This window comes from Streptomyces sp. ActVer, from assembly GCF_027270795.1.
Lineage (GTDB): Bacteria > Actinomycetota > Actinomycetes > Streptomycetales > Streptomycetaceae > Streptomyces > Streptomyces umbrinus_A.
In genome coordinates, this window is the sequence record NZ_JAPWHT010000087.1 from 1 (window position 1) to 13,280 (window position 13,280).

General features: G+C 72.0%; 10 protein-coding genes and 1 pseudogene. 3 read left to right on the forward strand and 8 right to left on the reverse strand.

Translation table 11 applies throughout. The annotated features are described in order from the left end of the window. The 5 genes and pseudogenes from O3Q52_RS16595 to O3Q52_RS16615 form a co-directional block, all read right to left on the reverse strand. A pseudogene (locus O3Q52_RS16595) lies at positions 1-223 on the reverse strand (mannose-6-phosphate isomerase); the annotation flags it as partial. 96 nt (positions 224-319) lie between these two features. Continuing rightward, positions 320-490 carry a Trm112 family protein gene (locus tag O3Q52_RS16600; RefSeq protein WP_079053628.1) on the reverse strand — a complete coding sequence of 57 codons (171 nt, stop codon included), beginning with the start codon at positions 488-490 and terminating at the stop codon, positions 320-322. Between the two features lie 248 nt (positions 491-738). Continuing rightward, positions 739-2,103 (reverse strand): phosphomannomutase/phosphoglucomutase, encoded by a 1,365-nt coding sequence (locus O3Q52_RS16605; protein ID WP_269649552.1) that lies wholly within the window; start codon positions 2,101-2,103, stop codon positions 739-741. Positions 2,104-2,230: 127 nt separating this feature from the next. Next, positions 2,231-3,847, reverse strand: a complete 1,617-nt coding sequence (locus O3Q52_RS16610) for an L-lactate permease (protein WP_269649553.1) — start codon at positions 3,845-3,847, stop codon at positions 2,231-2,233. Positions 3,848-4,013: 166 nt separating this feature from the next. After that, a complete protein-coding gene (locus tag O3Q52_RS16615; protein WP_269649554.1) occupies positions 4,014-4,433 on the reverse strand; it encodes a DUF3499 domain-containing protein in 420 nt (139 codons plus the stop codon). 365 nt (positions 4,434-4,798) lie between these two features. Between O3Q52_RS16615 and O3Q52_RS16620 the strand changes: the two genes are divergently transcribed. Then, on the forward strand, positions 4,799-5,251 hold the full coding sequence (locus O3Q52_RS16620) for a metallopeptidase family protein (RefSeq protein WP_269649572.1): 453 nt from the start codon (positions 4,799-4,801) through the stop codon (positions 5,249-5,251). 26 nt (positions 5,252-5,277) lie between these two features. On the opposite strand, the gene O3Q52_RS16625 is transcribed toward O3Q52_RS16620, so the two are convergent. The 3 genes from O3Q52_RS16625 to O3Q52_RS16635 all read right to left on the reverse strand — a co-directional run bounded on the left by O3Q52_RS16625 (position 5,278) and on the right by O3Q52_RS16635 (position 11,027). Beyond that, positions 5,278-6,786, reverse strand: a complete 1,509-nt coding sequence (locus tag O3Q52_RS16625; RefSeq protein WP_269649555.1) for a DUF5719 family protein — start codon at positions 6,784-6,786, stop codon at positions 5,278-5,280. After that, complete coding sequence (locus O3Q52_RS16630; RefSeq protein WP_269649556.1) at positions 6,783-10,484, reverse strand: glycosyltransferase family 2 protein; 3,702 nt, start codon at positions 10,482-10,484, stop codon at positions 6,783-6,785. Before O3Q52_RS16630 ends, O3Q52_RS16625 begins: the two co-directional genes overlap by 4 nt. Before the next feature lie 279 nt (positions 10,485-10,763). Next, positions 10,764-11,027 (reverse strand): WhiB family transcriptional regulator, encoded by a 264-nt coding sequence (locus O3Q52_RS16635; RefSeq protein WP_053723761.1) that lies wholly within the window; start codon positions 11,025-11,027, stop codon positions 10,764-10,766. A 738-nt stretch (positions 11,028-11,765) separates the two neighbouring features. Between O3Q52_RS16635 and O3Q52_RS16640 the strand changes: the two genes are divergently transcribed. Beyond that, complete coding sequence (locus tag O3Q52_RS16640; protein ID WP_269649557.1) at positions 11,766-12,254, forward strand: cysteine dioxygenase family protein; 489 nt, start codon at positions 11,766-11,768, stop codon at positions 12,252-12,254. Between the two features lie 41 nt (positions 12,255-12,295). Continuing rightward, positions 12,296-13,255, forward strand: a complete 960-nt coding sequence (gene cofD / locus O3Q52_RS16645; RefSeq protein WP_269649558.1) for a 2-phospho-L-lactate transferase — start codon at positions 12,296-12,298, stop codon at positions 13,253-13,255. Positions 13,256-13,280 lie beyond the last annotated feature (25 nt).

Genomic DNA, 13,280 nt, shown 5'->3' on the forward strand with positions numbered 1-13,280 from the left:
GGGTGCCGAGCAGGTCCGCGGCGCTGATCGCGGCGGCGCCGGGGCCCGCGATCAGGACGGCGCGCGGGCGGCCGTCCGGCTTGAGATCGGGGATGCCCGCCTCGGCCGCGTGCCGGGCCGCCGTGCGGACTCGGGCGCCCGCTTCGGCGGCGCCGCGGAGCAGACCGCGGCGGTCCGCCTCCGCGAGGGCCTCGGGGGCGTCGAGCAGCGATTCGTCGAGCATGGGCGGCAGCCTCCGGTCGCCGGTTCTTCCTTGGGGCTCGGCCTTGCGGGTCGCCTTGGCGGCGGGCCCGGTGGGGCGGGCCTGGTGCGGCGGGCCCTATGCGGGGCGGCGGGCCTCGTCCACGAGGAGGACCGGGATGTCGTCCCGGACGGGGTAGGCCAGACCGCAGTCCTGGCCGGTGCAGATCAGCTCGGTTTCCTGCTCCTTGAGGGGGGCGTGGCACGCCGGGCAGGCGAGGATCTCCAGGAGGCCGGCTTCGAGCGGCATGTCGGGTCCCTTCGGGGGCGGGGTCGTGCGGGTGATGTGGCCTGGTCAGGGTACCGCTGCGGGTGGCTGGGCGTCGGGAGAGTTCGCCCCCGCCGCCCTTACCCTTCCCATCCCGGGGGCTGCCGCCCCCAGACCCCCGCTGATCGGCCTGAACGGCCTCGTCCTCAAACTCCCCCACTCTCGGCTCCGCTCGAGCGGGGGGACCCCCACGACGGGCTGAAGCCGTGTCGGCCCGGGCCGACACGGCTTCAGCCCCTGATGATCGCCAATGCCTCGTCCCGCACCTTCGCCATCGTCGGCTCGTCCCTCGCCTCCGCGTTCAGGCGGAGGAGGGGTTCCGTGTTGGACGGGCGGACGTTGAACCACCAGTCGGTGGCGGAGACGGTGAGCCCGTCGAGCTCGTCGAGGGTGATGCCCTCGCGGCCCCCGTACTCCGTCTTGATCGCGGCGAGGCGGCCGGCCTGGTCGTCGACCGTGGAGTTGATCTCGCCGGAGCCGGCATAGCGGTCGTACTGGGCGACGAGGGCGGAGAGCGTGCCCTCCTGGCCGCCGAGGGCGGCGAGGACGTGGAGGGCGGCGAGCATGCCCGTGTCCGCGTTCCAGAAGTCCTTGAAGTAGTAGTGCGCGGAGTGCTCGCCGCCGAAGATCGCGCCGGACGTGGCCATCTCGGCCTTGATGAAGGAGTGGCCCACGCGCGTGCGTACCGGCGTGCCGCCGTTCTCCCGGACGACCTCCGGGACCGACCAGGACGTGATCAGGTTGTGGATGACCGTGCCCTTGCCGCCGTGCCTGGCCAGCTCGCGGGCGGCGACCAGGGCCGTGATCGCGGACGGGGAGACCGGCTCGCCGCGCTCGTCGACGACGAAGCAGCGGTCGGCGTCGCCGTCGAAGGCGATGCCGAGGTCGGCGTCCTCCTCGCGGACGCGCTTCTGGAGGTCGACGATGTTCGCCGCGTCCAGCGGGTTCGCCTCGTGGTTCGGGAACGTGCCGTCCAGCTCGAAGTACATCGGGACGAGGGTCAGGGGCAGCCCGGCGAAGACGGTCGGGACCGTGTGCCCGCCCATGCCGTTGCCCGCGTCGACCACGACCTTCAGGGGGCGGATCGAGGTCAGGTCGACGAGGCCGCGCAGGTGCGCCGAGTAGTCCTCCAGCGTGTCCCGCTGCGTGATCGTGCCCGGTGTCGCGTCCGACGTCGGGGCGCCGGGGTCCATCCAGGACTCGACCAGTTCGCGGATCTCCGCGAGGCCGGTGTCCTGGCCGACCGGGGCGGCGCCCGGGCGGCACATCTTGATGCCGTTGTACTGCGCCGGGTTGTGCGAGGCCGTGAACATCGCGCCCGCGAGGCCGAACGCCCCCGACGCGTAGTACAGCTGGTCCGTCGAGCACAGCCCGATCTCGGTCACGTCGACGCCGCGCGCCGCCGCCCCGCGCGCGAAGGCCCTCGACAGACCGGGGGACGAGGGGCGCATGTCGTGCCCGGTCACGATCGCGTCGGCGCCCGTGACCTGCACGAAGGCCGCGCCGAACAGCTCGGCCAGCGTCTCGTCCCACTGGTCCGGGACCACCCCGCGTACGTCGTACGCCTTAACGAGCTGCGACAGATCAGCGGTCACGGCCAACCTTCCTGGAGTCCTCAACGGTGGCCCCAAACTACCCGTACGAACTGACACTCGGCCGTGCGGGACCCGGGAGGGCACATGCGGACATCACGCATGGACCTCGCACGGACTTCGCAAGGGCCTACGGAAGCATCCATTCCAGGACGGGCGAGCTCTGTCCGACGACGATCAGGCACATGACCAGCAGAAGTCCGAGGCTCCATGGGAGCACCTTGCGCAGCAGGTCTCCCTCGCGGCCGGCGAGGCCGACCGCCGCGCAGGCGATGGTGAGGTTCTGCGGCGAGATCATCTTGCCGAGGACGCCTCCGGAGCTGTTGGCGGCCGCGAGGAGCTCCGGGGAGAGCCCCGACTCGCGGGCCGCGGTCACCTGAAGGGCGCCGAAGAGCGCGTTGGCGGAGGTGTCCGATCCGGAGACCGCCACGCCGAACCAGCCCAGGACCGGTGACAGGAAGGCGAGTCCCGCGCCGGCCGCCGCCACGAAGTGGCCGATCGTGGCCGCCTGTCCGGAGAGGTTCATGACGTAGGCGAGCGCCAGGACGGACGTCACGGTGAGGATGGCGAACCTCAACTCGTGGACGGTGGCGGCCCATTCCCTGACCGCCACGCGCGCGTGCACCCCGAGCACGACGGCCGTGCACACCCCGGCGAGCAGCACGAGCGTGCCGCCGGTGGACACGATGGGCCAGGTGAAGACGTTGCCTCCGACCGGATCGCCGTCAGCGTTCGCGACGTTCAGGAACGGCCAGTCGAAGGTGCGCGTCGCCTTCGCCAACTGGTCCTTCACCACCGGGATCTGGGCGATGGAGAAGATCACGACGATCAGCGCGTACGGCGCGTAGGCCCGCAGCACCTCGGGGCGCGGGTCCTCCTCGTCCAGGTCCTCGCTGCGTACGCCCGTCAGGACCGCGACCCGTACGGGCTCGGCGGCGGGCTTGCGTGCCTGCGGCACCGCCATCAGTGCGCCCGCGCCGGCCAGCGCGGCCCCGATGTCGGCGAGTTGGGCGGAGACGTAGTTGGAGGCCGCGAACTGGGCGACGGCGAAGGCGAATCCGCATGCCACGGCCGGGATCCAGGTCTCACGCAGACCGCGTCGGCCGTCCACCAGGAAGACGAGCACCAGGGGGACCACCAGGGCGAGCAGCGGAGTCTGACGGCCCACTACGGAGGCGACGGAATCCAGTGGCAGGCCCGTGACTTGAGCCAGTGTCACGACCGGTGTGCCCATCGCGCCGAAGGCGACCGGCGCGGTGTTGGCGACCAGCGCGACCACCGCGGCGCGGACCGGGTCGAAGCCGAGCGCGACCAGCATGACCGAGCAGATCGCGACGGGCGCGCCGAAGCCCGCGAGGGCCTCCAGGAGCGCGCCGAAGCAGAACGCGACGACGAGCGCCTGGATGCGCGGGTCGTCGGAGAGTCGCCCGAACGAGCGGCGCAGGATGTCGAAGTGCCGGGTGCGGACGGTCATCCGGTACACCCAGAGGGCGTTGACGACGATCCACAGGATCGGGAAGAGGCCGAACACGGCTCCCTGGGCGGCGCTGGAGAGCGTCTGACCGACGGGCATGCCGTACGCGAGCCAGGCGACCAGGGCGGCGGCCGCGAGGCCGATGAGACCCGCCAGGTGTGCCTTCATCCGGACGCCGCCGAGCAGGACGAGGACGAGGACGAGGGGCAGGGTCGCGACGAGTGCGGACAGGCCGAGCGAGTCGGCCACGGGCTCGAGTTCCTGGACGTACACGAAGCCTCCCCGGATTCCGCGATGCGGAAAACGATTTCTCACGGGTGGGGGAATGGTCGTGTCCGCGACAAGCGCGCGTCAATGGTCGTGCGTCATTGAGTGAAACGTGCACCGAATGTGCACGGGGTGAAGTCCCGTTCGCGGGACGGGGGTTCGGGAAGGTGGTTCAGGAGTCCGGCGAGCGCAGCACCCGGAGGTGGCCGCGGCGGGCGACCTCCATCGGGTCCGCACCGCGGGCGTTGCCGCCGCCCTGCGCGGCGCGCTGCTGCGGACGGGCCGCCTCGCGCACGGCGTTGGCGAGCGCCACCAGGTCGTCACCGCTGGGGCGGGAGGGAGCGGAGGCGTCGGCGAGCCGGACGACCTCCCAGCCGCGCGGGGCGGTGAGGCGCTCGGAGTGCTCGGCGCACAGGTCGTAGCAGTGGGGTTCGGCGTAGGTGGCGAGCGGGCCGAGGACCGCGGTCGAGTCGGCGTAGACGTACGTCAGCGTCGCGACGGCGGGACGGCCGCAAGCGGTGCGCGAACAGCGACGTACAGGGCTCACGATGTTGGACGGTACCGCACTCTTGAGCGGGCCGCGACGACTCACCCCCGGGTCACTCCACCGTGTCGTGGTGTGACCCCTGACACAGGTGGTTCCTGGCGCGCCTTGTTGACCTGCGGGTACGGGTGTTGGCGAAATTTCGGACGGGTCCGGGAGCGATCCCGAGTTGGTGCGAAAGCTGTCAATTGCCGTTATTTCTGTGGTCCTAGAGGCATATGGAAACGAGCCCAACCTTGGCTGGAATGGTCATCAAGTGGCATACGCGGTTGGTGAGTCGCTGCCGGTTGTGGGCGCTGGTCGCGCGGTGCGGCGGGAGCCGCGGGACGCTCCGGCGCCGCTCCCCCGAGGGGGTGACCGTCGGTGGACACGTGCAGGCGGGAGAAGGGTCTGGGGACTACTCTTCGTCAGTGATGGACAACCCCGTACCGCCCCGTGCCGCCGAGCCCAGGACCCGTCGTCGTGATCGACACGGGCGGGGGATGCGTGGCCCCGTGGCGCCGCCGCAGGTACCTCTCTCGGCGAGCCGGGCCGAGGTGTTCGCGGATCTGGTCCAGGACTCCGTGGAGCGGCTGGAGCGGCGCTGGCCGCAGCTCGCCGACATCGACTTCCTGGTGCTGGAAGTGCCCCGGCTCGACCCGGCGCGTGACGAGGGCTGGGCCGACGAGACGGTTCCCCTGGGCGGCACGATCCCGGCGCACGAGGGCCGGCCCTCCCGTGTCGTCGTCTACCGCCGCCCGGTCGAGATCCGCACCAAGGGGCGCGACGAGCGGGCCGCGCTCGTGCACGAGGTCGTGGTGGAGCAGGTCGCCGAGCTGCTGGGGCTGACTCCGGAGACGGTGGATCCCCGGTACGGGGAGGACTGACCGCACTCCCCCAGGCGTGCGGCGTCCTACTTCTGCAGCACCGAGAGGTCCTGTGCCGCGTCCGGTACCTCCACCGTTCCCCGGTCGTCCGGCAGCGTCTGCACCGTGAACATCGGTACGCCGCCACTGGCCGCTTCGAGCATCCGCGCCGCGTAGACGGGACCGCCGGACTGCGGCTCGACCGTGAGGGCGTACGTGCCCTTGAGGCCGCTGGGGACGGGCAGCTCGACGTTCTGGGTGGTGCCGCCCTTGATCGTGTACGTCTTCGACGCGGCCGTGCCGCCGCCGCTGCCCGCGGAGGCCGTGACCTTGACCTTCGCGGCGCGCCCGGGGGCCACCAGGGAGAGCGTGGAGCCCTTGGAGCGGTTGTCGGCGGCCGTCGCGCGCGTGTCCACCGGACCGGTCGCCGGGATGAACGCCGTCTCCTGCTTGTCGCCCTTGCCGCGGACGACCTTGAGGGCCGCGACGACCGGGGTGGGCCGTCCGGTCGGCGTCAGCATCAGGGATCCCGCCTCGCCGCGCGTGACGTCTCCGAGGTCGATGGCGGCGGTCATGCCGGCCTTGATGTGCAGCGTCTCGTTCCCGGCGGGGGTGATCGGCCCGTTCGGAGAGGCGAGCCGCACCTTCAGGTCGGCGTCGGCGTCACCGGGCGCGAAGGCGACCAGCCGTACGGATGTGGCGTCCTTCGGGATGCCCGGCAGGACGAGGCTGCCCGCGGGGTCGGTGGAGGAGCCGAGCCAGTCGCCGCCGAGTTTGTCGTCGATGGCCTGGACGGCGGCGGCGACGCGGCCGCTGCGGACCGTGACGTGCACGGTGAGGTTGGTCTGCGGCTCGTCGATGAGCGTGGACAGCAGCACCGCCTCGCTGGAGCGCGGCGGAATCTGGATGCCCTCCCCCACCGTCGACTTGAGGGCGCCGTCCTTGCCGTACAGCTCGATGTCGGCGACGGCGGCCGAGTCGTCCGGGTTGGTCAGGTGCGCGTAGTCCGTGCGCTCCTTGGCGGTGCTGGCGCCCGGGAACCAGAACTCCGTGTCCGGAGCGGTGCAGTTGGTGCCGAGCAGGCCGCGGCCGCTGCCCGCCGGGATCTCCGTCGTCTGCTGGACGGTCCAGCCGGGCGCGAACCTGCCCTCGGCGGTGCCGACGAGCGCGGGCGACTCGGCGCCGGAGGCCTCGCCGGTGACCGGCTTGCCCGGCTCCTTCGGCGTCAGGACGGCCTTCTCCTTGCCGTCGTCCTTCTTGTCGCCCTTGTCCGCGTCGGTCTTTCCGTCGGCCGACTCCTCGCCCGCCGCCGTGAGTTCGGCCGTTCCGTCGTCACCGGTGCCCTCCGCGACGGGAGTGAAGGACGTGTACGCGGTCTCCGCCAGGTCCGAGGTGCTGGGAGCCGGGCAGAGCAGGCTGGTGCGCTCCACGGGCAGCTGGGAGGCCGCCTTCGCCGTGTCCGAGCCGGAGGTGTCCGGCTCGGACATCGAGGCGAATCCGGTGACGGCGGCGAGCGCGGCCACGCCGGCGATCAGGGACACGGTGGTGCGGTTCACTGCTGGCTCCCGTCGGGGCGCTCACTGTCGGTGCCGTGCGGCGGCTGCTGGTGCTGGTCCGGGTCGTACGCCGGGTCGTAGCCCTGGGAGTACGTCTGCGCCGGGTCGTACGGCGCGTTCCCCGTGCCGTAGGACGCGTACGGGTCGTACTGGCCCGTCTGGTACGGGTCCGCCTGGTACTGCTGCTGGTCGTAGGTGCCCGCCGGGTACTGCGGGGCGCCCTGGTACTGCTGCTCGCCGCCGTAGGTGCCGTACTCGGCACCCGCGTACGTCGTCGTGTCCCTCCCCCAGGCCCGAACATCCTCGCCCGGGGGGACCCCCATGTCGTAGGTCTGCTGTTGCGGGACCTGGACGGGGACGGGGACCTCCTCCGAAGGAGGAGGTGTGGCGGGTGGGGCATCGGGTGTGAACTGGTCGGGCTGGTCCGCCTGTTCGGCCTCCGCCTGGGCGCGCAGCCTGCGGGCCCTGCGACCCTCGCCGGAGACTGCCTGGGCGGGGACGACGGGCTCCTCGGGGAGGTCGTCGTCGACGTCACGGCGGCGGCCGGGCAGGGCGAGCACCACGAGGACGACGGCGAGCGCGCCCTGCGCCCAGAGCCATCCGGTGTGGCTCACCGGGGCCTCGAAGGTGACGTCCAGCCGGCCCGCGGTGGCGGGCAGTTCGAAGCCCTGCGCCCAGCCGTCGACCGTGGTCCTGGTGAGCGGCTTGCCGTCGAGGGTGGCCGTCCAGCCCTCGTCGGCGGTGTCGGCGAGGCGCAGGACGCGGCCGTCGGCACCGGCGGGGATCTCGGTGTGCAGTTCGACGGGACCGGCGGCGATGGGCTGCGGATCGCCGGAGTCGGGGACGATGGCCGCGCGCGCGACCTGCCGGTCGACGCGCCACAGGGCGCTGCCGTCCTGCTGGCTCAGCCTGCTCAGGCCGGGGGTGGCGTCCAGGACGCGGCTGACCTCGCGGGGCGCGCCGCCGCGCACGAGGACGTAGCGCACGGCGAATCCGCCGAGCTGGTCGGCCTGGTCTGCGCCGGAGCCCGCCACGAGGTTCGCGACGACCTTGTCGAGCGGCTTGTTCTCGCCGTCCGCCGCGGCCAGTTCGGCGTCGCCGAGGCGGGCGCCGGAGCCCCGGACGAGCATGTAGCCGACCTCGGCCGGCGAGGCGCTGTCCAGGACGAGGGTGCGGGCCTGGTCGCGGGTGCCGCTCTCCTCGGCGACGAACGCGGGCACCTGGACGGGATCGCGGCGCTCCAGGGGCCCGTCCGCGCCGCGGATCATCCACCCGGCGGCGACGAGCAGGGGTCCCGCGGCCGCGGCGAACGCGATGAGCACGGCGAGCGGCTGACGCCAGCCGAAGCTCTGCTCGGCCACGCGCGAGCGCGCGCCGTCGGCTCCGAGCGCGGCGGCGGCGAGGAAGGCGAGGCCGTAGACGAGGGTGGCCGGTCCGGCCCAGGTGGAGCCGTTGGACAGGACGGCGAAAACGAGCGCCACCAGGCCGGCCGCCCAGGCGGTCCAGATTCCCAACTGACGCTCTGTACGCACCAGTGCGGCCACTGCGGCGCACACGATGCCGATGAGCATCAGCCCGCTGACGGTCCCGGGGCCGCCCGGGCTGCCGCCCAGCAGGTCGAGCGCGGAGGCCGCCCCCGACCCGTACTCCATACCGGCCTCCTGGAAGAAGCCGAACGGCAGCAGCGTCAGCGACCAGGGGGCGAGGACGAGCAGCGGGGTGCCGAGCTGCGCCAGGAAGCGCGGCCCGTAGGCGGTGATCTCGCCGCGGCGCACGACCAGCAGGGCGACGCCCAGCACGAGCGCGATGGGCCACACGATCGGCGTGAAGGCGGTGGCGAGCGTCAGCAGCAGCGCGAACGCCCAGGTGGCGCGCCAGCTTCCGCGGGCGGTCTCCGAGGCGAGGCCGCTGGCCGCGATGCCCGCGCGCGCGATGAGGGGCAGCAGCACGGCGAGTACGGCCGTGCCGATGCGGCCGCCCGCGAGCGCGCCGGTGGCGGCGGGCAGGAAGGCGTACGCCACGGACGCCCAGGCGCGCAGCAGGCGTGACTGGACGAGCGGCCGGGAGGCGAAGTAGGCGGTGAAGCCGGCCAGCGGCACCGAACCGACCAGCAGCACGGTGACGGCGAGCCCGGTGGAGCCGAACAGCAGGCTCGCGAGCATCGCGACGAGCGCGAGATACGGCGGCGCGGACTGGGTGCCGCCGGCGCCGACCGGATGCCAGGCGTCCAGATAGCGCGACCACAGCTCGGAGGAGTCGGCCGGGGCGGGCAGCAGCGCGCCGCCCGAGAGCGCACCGCCGCCGAGGAGCTCACGGCAGGCGACGAGCGAGACGAGGAGAAGGGCCACCAAGAGCATCGGTCCCGGCTTGCGGGCGACGCGCTTGAGGCGGGCGAACTGCTCGACCTCCAGGAAGTCGGCGTCGTCGCCGCCGGGCCCGGACTCGACGGCGCTGCCGTGCCGTCCCGCCGCGTTCAGCTCCGGGTCGGAGCTGCCCGCGAGGCTGCCCGCGGCCTGTTCGATGGTGGCCCGCACCGTCGCGCCGGGCGGCGGGAACAGCGGGCGCAGCTCGCCCTTGTCGACCTGGGGGCGGCCGCGCCTGCGCCGGCCCGCGAGGATGCGCTCCGGGCGCAGCAGTGTCCCCAGGAGGCCGCGGATCTCGTCGACCGCCTGTCCGGGGACCTTGCCCACGAGGTACGCGACCGTGCGCAGCAGTGTGCCGACGACGAGCCGTACGAGGATCCAGGGGAGCGCCGCGCTGCGGCTGTTGACGAGGAGGGTGTAGACGGCGCCGGCCTTGTCGACCTTGTGCGGGGAGGCGGAGGTGCGGCCCACGCAGTCGACGGTGCGCCGCTCGCGGGAGGACGCCTCGGCGTGCCGCACGACCGCTTCCGGGGCGACGAGGACGCGGTGGCCCGCGGCCTGGGCGCGCCAGCACAGGTCGATGTCGTCGCGCATCAGGGGCAGTCGGCGGTCGAAGCCGCCGAGCTCCTCGAAGACGTCGCGGCGGATCAGCATGCCGGCGGTGGACACGGCGAGCACGGGCCTGACGTGGTCGTGCTGGCCCTGGTCCTGCTCGCGCCGGTCGAGGCCGGTCCAGCGGCGGCCGCTGTGCGCGATGGTGACGCCGACTTCCAGGAGCTGTCTGCGGTCGTACCAGCCGCGGAGCTTGGGGCCGACGATTGCGACCTCCTTGCCCAGCTCCCGCTCGTTCTCCACGACCCGCAGCAGCTGGGCCAGGGCGTCGGCTTCGGGGGCGCAGTCGTCGTGCAGGAGCCACAGCCACTGCTCGGGCTCGCCGTGGGGCAGTTCCGGCATGTCGTACGCGTCGTCGCGCCAGGTGCGGGTGACCGGGTCCCAGCCGCTGGGGCGCTTGAGGTACGGCAGGTCGTCCGGAGTCAGCACGCCGGCCGTGCGGGCGGCCTCCTCGACGGCCTGGCCGAAGCCGGTGCGCCGGGCGAGGTGCAGCACCCGGTCGGCACCGAGGGCGTCGGTGACCAGCCGGGCGGAGTCGTCCGCGCTGCCGGTGTCGGCCGCCACGGCGTTCTGTACGGGGCGTTCCTGACCGAGCAGCCCGGCGAGGGCGTCGGGGAGCCAGCGGTCACCGTCGTGCGAGACGATCACGGCGGTGACCACGTGCCGCGGGAACTCGGGCGTGGCAGTGTCGTACTGACCTGCCGAATGGCTGTGCACGGACATCGAGGTACGGGCCCCGGTTCGATGGACTGCGGTGGACGCCTGTGCCCCCAGAGGACAGCGGGGCGTCTCGGACGGAGGCCCACACTAACGGCAATCGAAAAGGGGCGGCGCGGAGCGCCTCAATGAGGGGCGGTGGTCGGGAGACGGGCGGGCAGAGCGGCCCGCCGCCTGTGGATAACCCACCTGCGACGGGCCGTTCGTTACGTATCAGAACGTAGGGGTGTGCGCCGTTCGGTCGGGCGGCGCACACATGGTGATCAGGTCGCGATCAAGCCACGATCAGACGGCGGCCTTCTTCAGGCGGCGCCGTTCACGCTCGGACAGGCCGCCCCAGATGCCGAACCGTTCGTCGTTGGCGAGCGCGTATTCGAGGCACTCGGAGCGGACCTCACAGGCGAGGCAGACCTTCTTGGCCTCGCGGGTGGAGCCGCCCTTCTCGGGGAAAAAGGACTCGGGGTCGGTCTGCGCGCAGAGCGCCCGTTCCTGCCAGCCGAGCTCCTCTTCGGCCTCGTCGACCAGCAGTTCCTGAAACAGCTCGGTCATGTGCGCCCCTCGTCCGTCTCGCGTCCCCGTGATGCTGCCGTTACCGATTTCGGCTGAACGACACGAGTGAAATTACAAGTGTGCCGATCCGGGCCAGTCAAGCCGAGATCTGCTATTGGGCCCCTTATTCACTCTGCGGAACCAAGGCTTTGCGGAAAGTGTTCAAATCGGCATAAACCCTGACAGCCGAATAGGGACCCGGCCGGGCTCCGTCTCCGTGCAGGACCTGTACGGAGAAGGACGCTCAGAAGTTCGATCTCGTTCCTGTACGGACGACGAAGCGAACCGGATCACATGTGGATCACACGAATGCCCCATGGATCACGGGATCGCGACGAGGTTCGTGCGCCCGGTTGTGCGCCATGTGTCCCCGCAAGCTCCTGCACAAACCTTTCGCCACAGAGATGAACCGGATGAGGTGAAACATCGCCCACATACCGGACATCAAGTTGACAGTCCGAGTGTGAAACCGGTGTCCTAGTGGGCATGCTCGCGAACTTGGCACTCACCTCGACCCGCACCGCCGGGTCCCTCGGTGCTGCCCACGCTCGCTGTAGCTGTTGCTGTCACAGCTGTTGAGCCAACCGCGCTCCGGCTGCCGCCGGGTTCCCTGACCGGGACCCGGCCGCTGGTCCCCTCGCCCGCACCAGGGCACACCTCATGCCCGCGACCCGGGCGGACGGTACGTGACACCCCAGTCCTCCAGCACTCTCTTCCGCCGAGGAACCCACCGCACCCATGAACAGCGACAGCGACCTCCAGATCGCCGGCGACATCCTCGAAGTACCGCACCTCCTCCAGGCGCCGCGCGAGCACCCGGCCACCGTGGCCGACTTCGTCGGCCTCGCCCGCTCCATCGCGGCCGACCGCTCCCAGTGGGAGCACCTCGTCGAGTACGACGCGACGTCCCGCTGGTACCACCGGCTGCGCACCGGGCCCGGCTACGAGGTGTGGCTGCTCTCCTGGGTGCCCGGGCAGGGCAGCGGGCTGCACGACCACGGCCGCTCCTCCGGCGTACTCACCGTCCTGGAGGGCGCGCTGACCGAGCGCACCGAGCGGGGCACGCGCGCGTTGGGCGCGGGCGCCCAGCGTGTGTTCGCGCCCGGGTACGTGCACGAGGTCGTCAACGACTCGCTCGATCCGGCCATAAGCCTGCACGTGTACTACCCCGGGTTGACGGAGATGCCGATGCACGCCGTCCGGTGCGCGACGGCCGAGGTCTCGTAACCGGCTGACGCGTTGTCGTAGCCGCCTGCAAGACTGAATCCATGCGCATTGTGGTTCTGGCAGGCGGCATCGGTGGTGCACGGTTCCTGCGTGGTCTGAAGCAGGCCGCGCCGGACGCGGACGTCACGGTCATCGGCAACACCGGGGACGACATCCACCTCTTCGGGCTGAAGGTCTGCCCGGACCTCGACACGGTGATGTACACGCTCGGTGGCGGTATCAACGAGGAGCAGGGCTGGGGGCGGACCGACGAGACCTTCCATCTCAAGGAGGAGCTCGCGGCGTACGGGGTCGGGCCCGAGTGGTTCGGTCTCGGCGACCGGGACTTCGCGACGCACATCGTGCGGACACAGATGCTGAGCGCCGGGTATCCCCTGAGCGCCGTCACCGAGGCGCTCTGCGACCGGTGGAGGCCGGGCGTCCGGCTGATCCCCATGTCCGACGACCGCATCGAGACCCATGTGGCCGTCGAGATCGACGGCGAGCGCAAGGCCATCCACTTCCAGGAGTACTGGGTGCGGCTGCGGGCCTCCGTCGACGCGTACGCGGTGGTGCCCGTCGGCGCCGACCAGGCCAAGCCGGCGCCCGGAGTGCTGGAGGCGATCGCCTCGGCCGACGTGATCCTCTTCCCGCCGTCCAACCCGGTCGTCTCCGTCGGCACCATCCTCGCCGTGCCCGGCATCCGGGAGGCCATCGCCGAGGCGGGCGTCCCGGTGGTCGGCCTCTCCCCCATCGTCGGCGACGCGCCCGTGCGCGGCATGGCCGACAAGGTCCTCGCGGCCGTCGGCGTCGAGTCCACGGCCGCCGCGGTCGCCGAGCACTACGGCTCGGGACTCCTCGACGGCTGGCTCGTCGACACCGTGGACGCCGGGACGGTGGAGCAGGTCGCCGCCGCCGGCATCCGGTGCCGGGCCGTGCCCCTGATGATGACCGACCTGGACGCGACGGCCGAGATGGCCCGGCAGGCGCTGGCGCTGGCGGAGGAGGTGCGGGGCGCTTGAGCGACGACGACTTCGGGAGTGACGA